Genomic DNA, 15262 nt, shown 5'->3' with positions numbered 1-15262 from the left:
ACGAGCGTCTGAGACGGCGCGTGAGGGACTCAAGGGGCGTCTCATTTTCATGCTGCCAGCAACAGGATTTTGGGCTGGCTGGGCACTAGGCGGCAACCGGGGGCATTGGTGGAGTTCTGCAAGGAGACACTGGTCATGCGGGATGCCGGTAATCCTTTCAGGAGAACGGTGAAGGCGCCTGTGAGGTGCCGGCTGGGTCCCATGACGAGGCCGGAGGCCACCCCCAAGGCAAGGCCCGGGTTGTCGCCGTTGGTCATGGGGATGGTGGTGCCGAGGTTGTGGGCGGGTGCTCCGACAAACAGAATGGTTGGCGCATTGGGGATGGCCATCGGGCCGGCGGCGATGTTGGGGTACGGGATGGGAACCGGGCCGACCGGCGATGGCGTCAGGCATACATCGGGGAAGGCGGTGTCTATTCCCATGAGCTGGCAGTTGGCGAACATGAGTTTCTCCTTCAACCTGGGTCGGTTTCATGATGCGTTCGTTATTTCAGGACACGCTGTCGTGCCCTCACCCCAACCCTCTCCCAGAGGGAGAGGGAGTTTCTTTGGGCGGTCGGCTCTAGGTTCAATCACAGAATGGTTTCATTTTTGGATTCGCTATTCAGGACACGCTGTTGTGCCCTCACCCCAGCCCTCTCCCAGAGGTAGAGGGGGTTTCTTTGGGATGTCGGCTGTTGTCATGAAATATGCAGGTCAGCAGGTTCAACCAAGATGGATTTGTTCGCCGTCGGCCTTCAGGAGCTTGTCGGCGTTGGCGATCAAGGTTTGTGCTTGCAACTGGAGGGTTTGCTCGGCGCGGTAGTCGATCTGGCGTGCGCGCACCTGATCGGGGCCGTCGACCATGCGTTGGCTCCAGCGTGAGAACTGGAGCACGCGCTCGGCAAAGACCTCCAGCAATTCAGCGGTGAATTTGACCGCGCCAAAGGACCACGATGCCCGCTGGCCGACGCCCACCATTTGATCGAAGCTGAGATGAGCCTGTTCGCCTTCCACGCTGAGCGCGCGGGCGCGCAGAGAGAGCGCGTCGGCCCGCAACTCCAGAGTGCCGTCTTCACAGTGGATCAAAGAGCCGGGGGGAAGCGTCAGCGTGAGGGGCCGGCCGCCTGGGCGCTCCAGCACGGCGATGATGTAGGACATGCCGGCATCGGCTTGCATGCAAGCCACGATATCGCCCACTTGAGGCTGCACCAGGCAACTCTGCGCCCGCACGGCAGTGAGCAGGTTGTCGCTAATCATCAACTCGTAGCGATCCCGCGCAGCGAAGGTCTGGGTGACGACGCCGGTGGCCGTCGGGTTCGGCTTCATGGACGGAGCCGGTGTCACGGAGTTTTCAGTTTCCATTCGAGTCACCTCCTGGTGTGAGTTTTTCCGGCATCAAGAAGATGGCTGCCAGCGTTCTGCCGCCAGCAACTCGGGGTCGGATTCGAGCGCGCGCGCCCGGTCGGAAAAGCGCGTGCCGCGATCGGATGCCTGGTGCAGTTTGGTGCGGTAGAGCGTGCTACCCTGAAAGTCCGCCTCGTCAAGCAGGGCGTGAGAGAAATCGGCGTAGGTGAGTTCGCAGTTGCGCAGGCTGGATCGAGGGAGCTTGGCGCGCGTCCAGTTGGTCTGGTAGAGATCGGCACGATCAAATCGGCAATCCGCGGCCTGCGCACCATTGAACAGGGCCTGTCGCAGTGAGGCGTCTTCGAAGTGCGCCCCACCCATCTGCGCATCGACGAACAGCGCACCTGAAGTTTTTGCATTCTTGAAGGTGGATTCTGTTAACTTCGATTGCTGAAAATTCACCTGCTTGAGTTCGGCTCCGGAGAAGTCGCAACCTGTCAGGTCGGCGCCGATGAACTGCACATTGTTCATGGACTGGCCCGCGAAAGACTGCCCGGCCAGAACGCTCTTGACCATGACGACAGTGTTGAATGAAGCACCCCTGAAATCTGCTTTCTTCAGGTCACATTCCAGCAAAGAGGTGCGTTCAAGCGTGCTGCGTGCAAAGCTGAGTGCGCCTGTGCGGCAACTGGCGAGCGTGACTTTCTCCAGATGGCTGTCATCGAACAACACGCGCTCGAGTTCGCAATTGGCGAAGGTGACGAAGTTCAGGTGGCAACGCACCAAGGCGAGGGCCTGGATGTTGCATTTGATCCAGCTGACGTTCTCCAGGGCGGTGTCGGCCATGGCCACGCGTTCAAGGCGGCATTCCAGGAACCCCGTGTTTCGGGCCACACATTTGTTCATGGCCGAGCGTTCGAAATTACATCCGATGAACTGCGTGTCGGTCAGGTCGGCACCTTCAAGGTTGGCGTGACTGAAGTCGCAGCGTTCGAAGAGCGTGGCCGAGAGGTCCTTTCCCGAAAAATCGAAACCCGTGCAGCGGCGTTCGCGAACCGGGTCTGCGTTCTGAACGGCCTGCAGGATGTCGTCTCGTGTCATGGTGCAGCTTCCCCTGGCGCCTTGCCCTGATGATGGCGTGGCAGTGTGCGCATTCGGGTGCAGAGCGCGTTGTCAAAGCGGACCCCGGGTGCCACTCTGGCGCGTGCGAAGTCGCTTTGAAACAGGTTGGCATGGCGGTAGTCGGTGTGCTCCAGTCGGGCGTGCTGGAACACCGCATCGGTCAGGTTTGCGCTCTCGAAGCGTGTGCCCTCGAGGTGCGCTCGGACGAAGCGGGCCTCTCGCGCATCGGCACGGCTGAGATTGGCCTGCCCGAGTTCGCACTCGCTGAAATCGGAGCCACGCAGCTTGGCGTCTTCCAGCACAGCCCCTGTGAGCACCGCGCCACGAAAGCTGATGTTCTGCAAGACGGCGCCACTGAAGTCGGCGCCGCGAAGATCGCATTGTTGCGCGAAGCAGCCGGAATCGATGCGCATGCCGTTGAAGCGCGCCATGGCGGCCTTCAGCGTGACGAAGGCACACTTTTCAAACACGGCGTCGCTGAAATCGACGCCGCTGACATCGCATTCGATGAAGACCGCGAGTCGCAGTCGTGCCTGGGCGAAACTGAAGCTGCGGAGATCAAGCCGGTGAAACGTGATCATCTGGTTCGATTGAACGCCGCGGCAGTCAAGCCCGTCCATTTGGGCTTCTTCGAGACGCACATCGTCGATTTTGGCGTTGAGCCAACTGACCTGCGCGAGACGGGCTTTGGAGAAGATCGCGCTCGTCAGGTCGGCGCCCTCGAAGTCTGATTTTTCGATACGCGCACCGCCTAAGTTCGCCTGGGCCAGAATGGCCTGCTGGCATTGGGTTGACATCAGATCCGCGTGCGCAAGAACCGCTTGGCGCAGGTTGGCGCCGCGCAGCGAGGTGCCTGTGAGATTGGCGCGCTCCATGAGGGCGCCTTCCAGGTTGGCGCCCGACAGATCCATGCCGGAAAGGTCGGCGCCGGTCAAATTCCAGCCGCGAAAATCGCCGCCGGCAACCTTGCGTTCCAGCACGCTGCGACGCGTATTCTGCGCGGCCTCGCCTTGTGCGCGATCAACCGGGATCTGGTAGTGCGCGGTCATGCGGTAGGCCATGAGCTGGCGTGCCTCGCCAGCTCGCCATTGTGCATGGAGTTTGTCGTCGGTCACCATATGTTCCAGCTCTGCAATGCCCGCCTTGTTGGCTTGGCCGGCGGCAATGTGGCCGTGGAAACTTCGCAGCAATTCGTCGACGAAAGGCTTGGGCGGGCCGCGAGTTTCCATGCCTGCCATCTCGCGTTCAATCAGGCTGAAATCCTTGCCCTGGTCCTTGAGGATGACTTGGCTCTCTTTCAGACTCTTGGTCTTTTGCGTTTCTGCGCGTGCCTTCAACTGCACCATGCGTTGGTCGGCTTCGCGGCGCACGCGCAGGAGATCGTTCAGGGTGTGAACCTCCGGAGTGGCCTCGCCCTTGGCCTGGGGGGCATGTTCGTCAGGATTGAGGCCGTGGCTGGCGACCTCGGCGCGCGCTTTGGCTCGCTCGGTCTCGGCGCGTTTCTGGGTTCGCTCCAGGATGCGGTTCTCCTGGCGCCCGAAATCCACCAGTGGTACCACGAGATCCGGCGGCATCAGGTCTTCTTCGCGCAAGGATTCGAGGGCGCCGTTTTCTTTGTCGAGCCGTTTGTCCCGCACCTCCATGTAGTGCTCGGCTGACCGTGCTTGGTCAGTGTATTCGAGAGCGGCCAGAAGATGTTCGATGTCCGCCGCGTCGTCCTCGGCGATCTCGTGCATGCCCTGGAAAATCATGATCGCTCGTTTGGCGTCGGGAAAAAACCAGAGCGTGTTGAGGCGAGTCTTGATTTCTTTGAACTTTGCTTGTTCGCCCACGCGTTGGGTCACAAAGGCGCGAACATGCAATCCGGGGAGCCTTCCGGACAGATAGGGAAACGTTGGGTGCATGTGGTGGAAGGCGAAATCTTCCCTGCCTGTGAATGGCTGGTCCTGCTGCTGGTCTTCGGGTGCGATGTTGAAGTGGCGCCAGTCTGTGTCTGCGGCGATGGCGGGAAACTGGGTCTTCAGCCAGGCGTCATCATAGGTGCCGTGATAGCGTGCGCGCTGAGGCCAGGTGGGCTCGATGGGCCCGAACCCGGCGGGCATGACGCGCGCCCGTGGGCTGCTCAACGGTTGGTCTGGACACTCGATGTTGGGCAGCCACCGCACATCTGAGAGGCTCTGATTTTTGCCGCCGAATCCTTTTCCCAGCGGGTTCTCGGGCAGTTCGGGGCCTCCGAAGGCCCTGCTCCAGGTCAGCGGCATGGACTCGAAAACTGCGGGCTCTGAGGGAGTCTGTCCGTTCCAGTACCGGTCTCCATGCACGATTAAACGCTTTCGGAGTTTGCCCACCGAGGCCTCGACCGCGCACCCACGCTTGCCTGATCCGTGAGGGTAGGCGATGCCGGAAATCAGGTACTCGGCGCGGGTGCGCACGATGCATTCGTCCAGCGGAAGTGTTGATTCGGGACGGGTGGCCCAGAAGGGCCAAAGCTGTGTTTCCGGAAACACAGCGGGAGTGTCCTCCAGACCAATGAATACGAGGCCCGAAAACGCCAGCATGTGTCGCCGCCGGAACTCGAAGGGGCGGGTCAACACGGAGACGGCCAGAGGCTTCGATATTTTCAAGGCCTGCTCTCCTACAGGAACACCTTGAGTGTGTCCATTTCAATCCCTGTGGCATTGTTGAGGGCCTCCAGTGCCGCCATTTGCTGGACCTTCACGGCGCCGCTGATCATGTTGAGGCCCACGGTCTCCTTCTTGAGCCCGACTGCCGCGCTACCGAACCCTGTGGTTTCAACTTTGACGGCGTTGGCTTCAGTGTTGATGGCAGTGCCGTTGAACTGGAATCCGTAGAGGATCGTGTTTTCGCCGCCAATCTGGCCGAGGGAAAAGTCGATGATTTTGGTGCCGCCGGGCGCGACGATCGTGAAGCCGCCCGCTGCTGTGAAAGTGGTGGGCCCCCCAGAAGTGACCGTGATCGGCCCACCAACGGTCTGGGTGAAGGCGGCGCCCACGGTATGCGTCGCGGCAGCTCCGACAGTCTGGGTAAGTGTGGCGCCGATGGTTTCGGTGCGCGCGGCGCCCACAGTCAGGGAATCGCTGGCGCCGACGGTGTGTGAGCGGCTCGCTCCTATGGTGACCGACTCGCTGGCGCCCACGGTCTCGCTGCGGGAGGCACCGATAGTGATGCTTTCACTGGCACCAACATTTTCAGTTCGGTTGACACCAATGCTGATGTCTTCGTTGTTGACGACGGTTTCGGTCCGGTTGTTGCCGATGGTGCTGGTTTCGTCGTGGTCGATGTTCTTGGTGCGGTCGTGTCCCACGTGGTGGGTTTCATCATTCTCCACTTCAATGTCATAGTTCTTCTCGGCATGCAGGTAGACCTGTTCGCTGCCCTTCTTGTCTTCGAAGCGGAACTCGTTGAAGTTGCTGGCGCTGCCTTTGGGGTTGAGCGTGTCTTGAACCCGCTTTGAGTGGGTGACTCGTAGGGGATGGGCTGGTCGTCGTTGTAGACGCGGCCCATGATGATGGGCCTGTCGGGGTCGCCATTGATGAAGTCGACAATCACTTCCTGGCCGATGCGCGGCGCGAAGTAACCGCCCCAGCTCTTGCCGGCCCAGGGTTGCGATACGCGCACCCAGCAGGTGGAGTTTTCGTCGCTCTTGTCATAGCGGTCCCAGTGAAAATGCACCTTGACACGGCCCATCCGGTCGACGTGCAGCTCTTCGCCCTTGGGGCCGACGACGATTGCGCTCTGCGGGCCGGGCATGACCGTGCGCGGGGTGACGCGAGCGGGCTTGTAGGGCTTGTCCTTGGGCATGCAGGATATGAGGAAGGTGCGTGTGCCCCGTGCACCCGCGCTCAGACCTTCGGTGGATTCGATCAGATCCTGCAGGACGTCGGTGGCGCCGGCATTGAAGTTTTCATTCTCCAGGGCAGCATTGAGAGATGCGCGCAATGAACGGGCGGCCTGCACCTCGCCGATACCTTCGTAGCCCGGGTGGCAGACTGCAAGCGTGCAGCCGGCAATGATGTATTCGCCGTTTCGGCTGTCGTCGGGGTCGCCCTTGTACTTGAAGCTCTTTCCCGGCGCGACGTCTGGCCAGGCCGTGAGTGCCCAGTGCCGGTGCCGCATGCCGATGAGTTCCTTGCCGCGCACCTTGCCGGTGTTCTCGATGTCTGAATCAGGAATGTTGACGTCTTCGTTTTTCTTGTAGTTTCCGGGAAACTCGAAAACTTCAAGGTCGGGCAATTCATGTTCGGCGGGAACAGGGTTCTTGGCCTCGAGTTTCTTTTTGATGGTGAAGTACTGGCTATCTTGCGAGGCATATTTGCCGGATTCGTACCGTCGCCCTGCGATCCATTCGCTGATCTCGTTGAAGCGGGCATCGCCCACGCGGCCTCCCGAACGGTAGCCCATGGTGGGCTTGGCCGGCAGCGGATCATGCGCGCTCGCGCTGCTGTCAGACAGGTGCATGGTGCCGGGCGCGTCGTGCGCGTCGAACCAGTAGTAGATGCCTTCTTCCTCCAGCAGGCGAGAAAGAAAGTGATGGTCGGTTTCCTCAAACTGAACGCAATAATGGCGCTCCGAGTGGGGCTCGGTCACGTGTGCTTTCTTGATCTTGTTGAGCTTGCTGATGGGGCTGTCGTTGACGGTATCCTCGAAAACCTGAAGCACCTGCTTGTCCTGGTGAATGCGCGAGTTGTGCCGCTTGGTCAACAACCAGAACCAGGAACGCAGTGAAATGCGGTATTCAAAATAGCGGCCTACGTGGCGCAAGCACAGAAAACGTACCGCATGCCCTTGGAAGTGCCGGGTGTGCTTGGCCTTTCCCTCGTCGAAGAAGTTGACCTGCACGTCGAAGGAGTACCCGAGAATGTCCTTGGGGTCGATGGTCTTTTTCTTGGAGAGCACCGTAAGCTCGTACGCCGAGGGGCGTGAAAAACCCTCATGGCCGACGATGCTCCAGAACAGCAGGTCGGCCTTCACCGGCGAGTCGCCCTCGATCACATGCAGTTGGTCGGCCATGGTGAATTCCTAATCAAACGCGTAGGTGAAATCGCCGCCCGCCACATCCAGCGAGACACGCCTGATCTCGCCTCCGGTGGCCAGGCGCTGGAGATACTCGACCGAAATGGTGGGTAGCACCGTGTTGGTCAGAATGGCGTCGATCACCCTGCCGCCGGATTCGGGGTCTTGGCAGCGGGCGACCACCTGTTCGACCACGGCCTCGGAGTAGTCGAACGGCACGCCGTGGTTCATTTCCACACGCCGCTTGATGCGGCCGAGCTGCAGGCGCACGATTTTTTTCATGATCTCGGGCGACAGCGGGTAGTACGGAATGACCACTAGTCGGCCAAGCAGTGCCGGCGGAAAGACTTTCATGAGCGGCGCCTTGAGGGCGTCGGCCAGGGCTTCGGGGCCGGGCAGCAACTCGGGGTCTTTGCACATGCTCATGATCAGCTCGCTTCCCACGTTGGTGGTCAGCAGGATGATGGTGTTCTTGAAATCGATGAAGCGACCTTCGCCGTCTTCCATCCAGCCCTTGTCGAAGACCTGGAAGAAGATCTCGTGCACATCGGAGTGGGCTTTTTCCACCTCGTCGAGCAGCACCACGCTGTAGGGGCGGCGGCGAACTGCCTCGGTCAGAATGCCGCCCTCTCCATAGCCTACGTAGCCCGGAGGCGCACCCTTGAGCGTGGAGACCGTGTGGGCCTCCTGGAACTCGCTCATGTTGATGGTGATAACGTTCTGCTCGCCGCCGTACAGCGCCTCTGCCAACGCCAGCGCGGTCTCGGTCTTGCCCACCCCGGAGGTGCCGCACAGCATGAAAACGCCAATGGGCTTTTGCGGGTTGTCCAGACGCGCGCGGCTGGTCTGTATGCGGCGAGCGATCATCTCCAGGCCATGTTTCTGGCCGATGACACGCTGGTTCAGTGTGTCGGCCAGCTGAAGTATGGCTTCCACTTCGTTCTTGACCATGCGACCGACGGGGATGCCGGTCCAGTCTGCCACTACGGAGGCGACGGCCTGCTCGTCGACCGAGGGCAGGATGAGGGGAGATTCACCTTGCACGGCGTGTATGCGGGCTTGAAGTTCATGCAGCTCATCCAGCAGGCTGGCTCGATCCTCCGGAGGGGCATCAGGAGCCTTCAGTTCCATGGCTTCCTGGGGGACCTCGGAAGCTTCGGATGTTTGGGAGACTGGAGATTCCTTGGGTATTCTGCCGCTCGGCCGTGTCTCCAGGGAAATTTCAACTCTCCCCAATCTGGCCTCTTCTGCAGGTTCACCGGACTCGATTGGTTCGGAGGACGGGGCTTCTGATTCGCTGTCCACGGGGTGATTGCCCTCGCGCAGTTTGGCGCGCAAGGTGAGCAGGCGGTCTATCAGGGTTTTTTCGTTCTGCCACCGTGCGTTGAGACGCTCCAGCTCCGCCCGAGCATCGCTGAGTTGAGCCGTGTTCAGATCGGAGCGCTTCTTGACGTCTATGCCAATAGCTTCTTCTCGGCCAATGATTTCCTCCTCCACCGTCAGTGCTTCAATGCGGCGCTGGCAATCTTCCACTTCCGGGGGCGTGGCATGCTGTGATACGGCCACGCGCGCGCAGGCGGTGTCGAGCAGACTGACGGCCTTGTCGGGCAACTGGCGGGCCGGAATATAGCGGTGAGAGAGTCTGACCGCCGCTTCGATCGCTTCGTCCAGCAGTTGCACGCGGTGGTGCTTTTCCAGAATGCTGGCCACGCCACGTAACATGAGAATGGCCTTGGCTTCATCAGGCTCCAGCACCTGCACCACCTGGAAGCGCCGTGTGAGGGCGGGGTCTTTCTCGATGTATTTTTTGTATTCGGCCCAGGTAGTGGCGCCCACCGTGCGCAGGTTGCCGCGCGCCAAGGCAGGCTTCAGCAGGTTGGCCGCATCGCCCGTGCCAGCGGCGCCACCTGCGCCCACCAGGGTGTGGATTTCATCAATGAACAAGATGATGGGTGTGGGCGAAGCTTGCACTTCGTCGATCACCTGGCGCAGTCTTTGCTCGAACTCTCCCTTCATGCTGGCCCCGGCCTGCAGCAGCCCAATGTCGAGGGTGAGCAGCTTCACGTCCTTCAGTTGCGGGGGCACATCGCCGCGCGCCAGGCGAATGGCAAAGCCTTCGACGACCGCTGTTTTCCCCACGCCGGCTTCGCCGGTGAGCAAGGGGTTGTTCTGCCTTCGGCGCATGAGGATGTCGATGATTTGCCGGATTTCCTCGTCGCGACCGGTGACGGGATCGATCTCGCCCTTCTTGGCTTTCTCGGTCAGATCGACAGCGAATTTTTTCAGCGCTTCACCTTTGCCCATGGCGGCTGGAGCCAGGGCGCCAGTGTCTTCGCCCGGTGCGCCGCTACCCATGCCCGTGCCGTCCTGGGCTCGCATTTTCGACTCTGGGGAGGGGTCGCAGATTTTCGGGAAATTTTCCGCCAGATCCTCGACCTTGACTTTCTCGAACTGGCGCGAGATGCCGAACAGGGGGTTGCGCAGGCTCGGCGTCTTCAGCATGCCGACGATGAGGTAGCCCGTGCGCACCTGCGCCTCGCCGAATTGCAGCGTGGCGTAAGTCCAGGCGCGCTCAATGGCATTCTCGATGTGCGGAGAAAAATCGCTGATGGCGGTGGCGCCGCGCGGCAGGCGATCGAGCCCCGCGGTCACGTCCTTGGCGAGCACCGATACGTCGAGCCCGTAATGCTGAATGATGCGGTGCAGGTCAGAGTCCTGTGCCTGCAATATTTGGGCGAACCAGTGTTCCAGTTCCACGTAGGGGTTACCGCGCATCTTGCAGAAGACGGTCGCGCCCTCAATGGCTTTGTAAGCCAACTGGTTGAGCTTGCCAAACAATGCGGTGCGACTGATTTCACTCATGGTTTCTCCGCTTCATGGATCAAGACGATTCAAGAGGACGCGCTCTCAAGAGAAATGGCGGGAACGCGATCTGATACACGCACATCCCGCGCGTCATGGATGCGCGGCTTGTGGCCCAGCCACGACAGCCAGCCCAGTCGCGGCGCCTGTTCACCGGCTCCGCCCAAGCGCGTGGGAGGCACCTCTTCTTTTTTCAACACCAACTCGGCGTCCCATGCCAGCTCGTCTCCCAGGAGCTGTTGCATCCAGCGCTGCAGCACCGCTCGGGCGTCTCCGGTTGGCAGGAAGGACCTGTATTTGTCCAGGCTTAGCGGGCCAAGGTGGATGCGTATGCGGTGCTGGCGATCCCACACGCGGGAGCCGAGCACAGCGCCTGCGCCCAGCATGCGCGAGGCGGTTTGCGCCACGCGAAGCGGCTGGCCGAGACGGGTTTGCTCGGCGGGCTCGATTTCCATCCAGTGCCCTACCCAGCGTTCCACTCGCACGGGCACGCCGAAGTAGCTCTGCAGCACGGACTCGATGCCTTCGACGTTGTGAACCCGGCGCGTCAGCCATCCGGAAAAATGCAACCGTGCGTCGTCCAATATCTCGTCGCGCTGCTGCCGAGTGGCGCGACCGATGCCAATAAAGGAGCCGCACCAGCGACGATAGCTATCGTCACCCGGTCGGTCGAGCGAGACTGCGGGCCTGGCTTGCAACCAGGCACGGTAGAAGTGCAGCGCAAAGCGGTGCGCGAAGGTGTCTAGAAATGCCAGCCAGGTCCGGTCGCCTGCATTCAGCGCGCGTTCGCGTATGAAGTCGCTGAAATGGATGGGCAATGGTCCGTTGGGGCCCAGGTAGCCGAAAAAGTTGCCGAAGCCGCGCGCGCCCGTCTGCGCCTGGCAGCTCGAATCGGCTGAAGGTGGCCGGCGGAAACGCCAGCGAGGCTTCCTGCCCGATGCGGACGGTTTCGTCGCGCGGCAGCGGCGCCTGGCCCCAGCGCGGTGACGGGCGGGAGAGCGCTTCCAGGCGACGCATGACGGCGAAATAGTCCCACCGCCAAGCTTCGTTCGCCCAGACGCCCAGTTGGCCTGCAACCGGGGGCGTGGTGGCGGCCACGACTACAGAATCGGCCGGCTGCCGCACAGGGGCCTCCAACGCATCAGTTCTTCGCCACGTGCATTCTTGAGCACGGTTTCGACGAAATGATTGATCTCAACATGGCGCTGAAGAAAGCGCGCCATGACCTCGCCGAACAGCAGAACACTCTGGCCCGTGAAGGCCGAGGAGTCGACCTGCAGGGTGACCTCCAGCCCGCGGCCGAAGGCGATGGGCCCGGCCATTGGAAGGCGGCGAGAGACTGCCCTGCAAACAACCGACTGCAGTGCATCTACCTGAACCTGGCGTGCTTGTTCACTACGGCCCGCATAGAGCGAGAGCATTTCACGTAACGCTGCGGCGCCTTGCCGCGGGTCGCTATCGGAGACTGACAGGTAGTTGAGCGCCAGGTGATCCAGTGCCTTCCAGCCTAGTCCTTGTGCAACGACGGGCGAGTGCGGCCGAGAGGGACCGCGCACCACGTTCACGCGCTGCACAGGAAATGCGTCGACACAGTAAAGGTCGTTGCCTGTGCCCTGGGGCATCATGAGAGGCAGGTCGCGGTTCGTGCACAGGGCAGCGATGGCAAGTTGCCGCAGGCTGGCCGAGTAGGGTGCTTGTTGCGGATCGACGATCTGCATGAAGACCTCGGAGCCGACGTGGCTGCTGCGGTGACCTTCCTGGCGCTGGCGGGTGGAAAGCACCCTGGGTTCACGAGTGGTGGTGTAGTACGCCGGGTGGGCGTGGCGACTTCCATGGAAGGCGGCATAGAAGGGAAGGAAAACCTGCTCGCTCGCCTCGTCGCCGTCCGAGGCCAGGCCGTGGCCAACGACCTCGGTGACCGAGTGCACCTCGAAGTCTTGCGGCCTCGTGCGATCCACCAGCAGGTGGAACTGGCTCAGGCTTTCGGAAAGCTGAACTCTGTCCAGTCGCTTGGGAAACAGATTTATGGCCGGCACACAATGCAGTTGCAGGTGCGAGGCGTCGACCAAGGGCTCCAGTGCCGCATCGGCGCGCGAGAATAGCCAGACCAGTTCGATCTCGCGGCAGTGCATGCTGGCCAGCGCGGGTGCCAGATCAGTCAGGCGCACGAATTGAAAGCGCTGCGGGAACGCGAAGTACTCTTGCACCAGCCGGTAGCCGGAAAAACCTGTGGCAGTTTGCGGCAGCAGGGCTTCATGGTCCTCAAAGCCGACGGCCTGGATGGCGCTGCCCGGCAGGTAATGAATGGCGCCTGCGTCCGTCGACTCTGTGACGGGTCGCAGCATCACTCCCACCGGATCGGCCAGTGAGCAATCGTGCAGGCGCCAGGCGACATCTTCACTGCCGCCGAGATGGAAGCTGAGTTCTTCAATGGGCAGCTGTGAAAAAAGCAGATCCCCCCAGCGCGCAGGCGTACCCTCAGGCCTCCCCGGATGTCCTGGCTCTGCGGATGCTTGGTGAGTGGCAGGTCCGGCGCATAGCTGAAATAGCGGGCCGTGACCACTTCGATCGGCCAGACCTTGAGTGCGTGGGCGGTGCGAAAATCGCAGTGAGTGCCCTGGCCGGAGGTGTACTGTGAGCGCAACCCGCTACCGCGCGGCAGCGTGGCGCCACGCGCCAAGTTGGTGTCGGCGGCGTCAATTTCCAGCCGCGCCACGATCATGGAGGGCGTGGGCGCCAGAAAATGCGGGTAGACGATGTCCAGCAGGTGGCCGGTGAAACGTGGGTATTCGGCGTCGAGCTTCAAGCCTACCCGGGCAGAGAGAAAAGCGGTGGCTTCGATCAGCCGCTCGACATAGGGGTCGGCGACCTCGGTGCCTTCAATCGCGAGCCGACGCGCTATCTTGGGGTAGGCTTGCGCGAACTCGTTCGCGCTCTCGCGGAAGTAGCGAAGTTCCTTTTCGTAGAGGTCCAGGAGGCGAGGGTCCATGACGTGTCAGCCATTTCTTGGCCGCGCCACGTCCTCCATCTCGACACGTCCTTCCTCAAGATCAATGCGCGAGCGCATCAGAAACTCGAGCGGTACCGGCTGGGCCCACAACATGCCTCGAATCTGCAAGCCGACCCGGTTGTGCGAATCGAGGATGTAGCTTTCCATGACCAGTTCAACCTCCAGCGTGTCCGGAAGAATGCGCGGCTCAAACTGGATGATGGCTTGTTTGAGCTGTTGCTCCATGCTGACACGCTGGATCGACGACGTGAACTGGCCAGAGAGCATAGGCAATCCGTAGTTGAGTACTGAGCGCGCCGCTTGCGGATAAGGCCCATCGTCATAGGCCAAACCAAGGCCGGTGGCGTTGAAAAGCCAGCTCAGATCGCGCAAAACGGCTTGTCGCAGTGCCTGCTTGGTCAGCGTGCGCTTGTCATCGCCTTCCTTTTTTTCATCAGGAGCGTCGTCGATCAGTCGGTCCAGCAACGAAGGTTGCAAGCGCTCCTGCGCAAGTGCTGTTTCACGCATCGGGCGGCCCTTCGTCTGAAGTCTGAGCCTCGGCGACATCGAGCGCGATTTCTCGTGTATCCATCAGGGCGTGGTCGCCCGCGTCGGTGCTCAGCATGCGCTGACCAAGACCGATCCACATATCTGGTCGCGGCTCGGTCCATTCGGTTCGGCGTGCCAGTTGCAGGGCGCCGTCCTCGGCGTGCTCGCTGCCCGGGTAGCGGGTGGGAATGAGCGCCAGCGCCTCGCCCCCGTTGGCGAACACCAGGTTGGCGGGCGTCCAGACGCAGTCGCGCAGATCCTCGGGTGGCTCTATGGTCACTTTGGCCAAGCGGGCGAACGGCACCCAGTAGTAGCGGCCGTTGACATAGGCCTCCAGAACGGGGCCCAGCCGCATGTCGGCGTCGGCAATCCATTCAAAGGGTTTGTCGTCGATCCGGCCACTGGTGGCCGGGGCGCCGTCGAATGCCCGTTGGCGCAGGCTTTGGGCGGTCGCAGGATCAGCACCACGCCCTTCTTGAAGGAGCGACTCAATGAGAAGCGCCAGCCACTCGTCGGGCTGGCCGAAAACCATCGGCGTGCGTCGGCCAGCGAAGACTGCCGCGCGCAGGCCCTCGCAGCGGATGGCATCGCCATACACCTGCTTCATGGGAACCGCCAGTGCATCCAGTTCGGCGGCCACTTCCAGCTGGTTGAGGGCGCGTTCCCATTGCCCCAGCACACAAAGCAACTGTGCCAGGAAGACCCTGCGCTTGCTGTCGCCCGGGTGGGCGCGTACCTGCTCGGTCAGCGCGGCGAGTGAGCCGGCGGTGTCGCCAGCCATGAGGAGTTCTTCAGCGCTCATTGGGTGCCTCCAAGAGTCAGACGGATTCAAGCACGTCGGTGAATGTCCGGACACCGCCACGTATGCCGGAGCTGGTTTGCGGGGCGGTTTCGAGGCTGAATTCCAGACCAGCCAAGGCCAGTATTTCCTGGGCACCTCCTACGGGTCCGCCAGTGTGCGTGATGTGCTGGATCAGTCGCGCTTTCTTTAGCTCCAGTTTCCAGACAGCCTGTTTGTCGGTGTTCGATTCGAATACGCTGAGCGTAGCCTTCATGCCCTCGTTCCTGGACAAGCCGCTCATGATTGAGGCGGTTGCCGCATCACAGCGACGGGTGATGAACAGCGGCCGGTATTGGCGGCGCCCAGTAGCCTTTTCGGGAGTCGTAGACGAGGCGCTGCTCAAGCCCCATTCGAACCCCACGACCGGCAACTGCGGCGTGCCATCTTCAGCCTTGATGGGGCCCTGGGCATCGCCAGTGAGTTCCAGGACCATGTGGAAACCCGACGATTCGTCATGGCTGAGGGAGCGCAGGCGCTCCAGTACGCTGTCGATATTCAGGTAGTTGAATGAATCACTCATGGCGGCTCCTATGCGACGGG

Annotated in this window: 10 protein-coding genes and 3 pseudogenes; all 13 read right to left on the bottom strand. The window is 61.4% G+C overall.

The genetic code is table 11. From position 1 onward, the window contains the following. Positions 1 to 47: 47 nt before the first annotated feature. Positions 48 to 443: a DUF4150 domain-containing protein gene (locus AAAK34_RS19630; RefSeq protein WP_231694557.1), complete on the bottom strand. Its 396-nt coding sequence runs from the start codon at positions 441 to 443 to the stop codon at positions 48 to 50. A gap of 261 nt (positions 444 to 704) precedes the next feature. Continuing rightward, positions 705 to 1343 (bottom strand): DUF3540 domain-containing protein, encoded by a 639-nt coding sequence (locus AAAK34_RS19625; RefSeq protein ID WP_231694558.1) that lies wholly within the window; start codon positions 1341 to 1343, stop codon positions 705 to 707. Positions 1344 to 1376: 33 nt separating this feature from the next. Next, entirely contained in the window at positions 1377 to 2426 is a 1050-nt protein-coding gene (locus tag AAAK34_RS19620; protein WP_231694559.1) for a pentapeptide repeat-containing protein, read from the bottom strand. Continuing rightward, complete coding sequence (locus AAAK34_RS19615; RefSeq protein WP_231694560.1) at positions 2423 to 5071, bottom strand: DUF2169 family type VI secretion system accessory protein; 2649 nt, start codon at positions 5069 to 5071, stop codon at positions 2423 to 2425. The genes AAAK34_RS19620 and AAAK34_RS19615 overlap by 4 nt, the downstream gene beginning before the upstream one ends. Before the next feature lie 11 nt (positions 5072 to 5082). After that, positions 5083 to 5604, bottom strand: coding sequence for a bacteriophage T4 gp5 trimerisation domain-containing protein (locus tag AAAK34_RS19610; protein WP_431777588.1), 522 nt, complete (start codon positions 5602 to 5604; stop codon positions 5083 to 5085). A gap of 341 nt (positions 5605 to 5945) precedes the next feature. Then, positions 5946 to 7478, bottom strand: a pseudogene (locus tag AAAK34_RS19605) (type VI secretion system Vgr family protein); the annotation flags it as partial. Between the two features lie 9 nt (positions 7479 to 7487). Then, the gene (gene tssH / locus AAAK34_RS19600) at positions 7488 to 10343 is read right to left on the bottom strand and encodes a type VI secretion system ATPase TssH (protein ID WP_231694562.1); all 2856 of its coding nucleotides are present in this window, start codon (positions 10341 to 10343) and stop codon (positions 7488 to 7490) included. Between the two features lie 29 nt (positions 10344 to 10372). Then, positions 10373 to 11161, bottom strand: a complete 789-nt coding sequence (tssG, locus tag AAAK34_RS19595) for a type VI secretion system baseplate subunit TssG (RefSeq protein WP_431777587.1) — start codon at positions 11159 to 11161, stop codon at positions 10373 to 10375. Between the two features lie 94 nt (positions 11162 to 11255). After that, positions 11256 to 11360: pseudogene (locus AAAK34_RS19590) on the bottom strand (hypothetical protein); the annotation flags it as partial. A gap of 83 nt (positions 11361 to 11443) precedes the next feature. After that, positions 11444 to 13332 (bottom strand): annotated as a pseudogene (gene tssF / locus AAAK34_RS19585) (type VI secretion system baseplate subunit TssF). 6 nt (positions 13333 to 13338) lie between these two features. Further along, complete coding sequence (gene tssE, locus AAAK34_RS19580) at positions 13339 to 13860, bottom strand: type VI secretion system baseplate subunit TssE (protein WP_231694565.1); 522 nt, start codon at positions 13858 to 13860, stop codon at positions 13339 to 13341. Beyond that, positions 13853 to 14683 carry a type VI secretion system accessory protein TagJ gene (locus AAAK34_RS19575; RefSeq protein ID WP_231694566.1) on the bottom strand — a complete coding sequence of 277 codons (831 nt, stop codon included), beginning with the start codon at positions 14681 to 14683 and terminating at the stop codon, positions 13853 to 13855. Before AAAK34_RS19575 ends, tssE begins: the two co-directional genes overlap by 8 nt. 16 nt (positions 14684 to 14699) lie before the next feature. Then, positions 14700 to 15242 carry a type VI secretion system tube protein Hcp gene (locus tag AAAK34_RS19570; protein ID WP_231694567.1) on the bottom strand — a complete coding sequence of 181 codons (543 nt, stop codon included), beginning with the start codon at positions 15240 to 15242 and terminating at the stop codon, positions 14700 to 14702. Positions 15243 to 15262: the final 20 nt, after the last annotated feature.

Origin of the sequence: Ottowia caeni, from assembly GCF_050821495.1 — a bacterium.
In the GTDB taxonomy this organism is placed as follows: domain Bacteria; phylum Pseudomonadota; class Gammaproteobacteria; order Burkholderiales; family Burkholderiaceae_C; genus Ottowia; species Ottowia caeni.
This window is presented reverse-complemented; position numbering and strand designations above follow the sequence as displayed.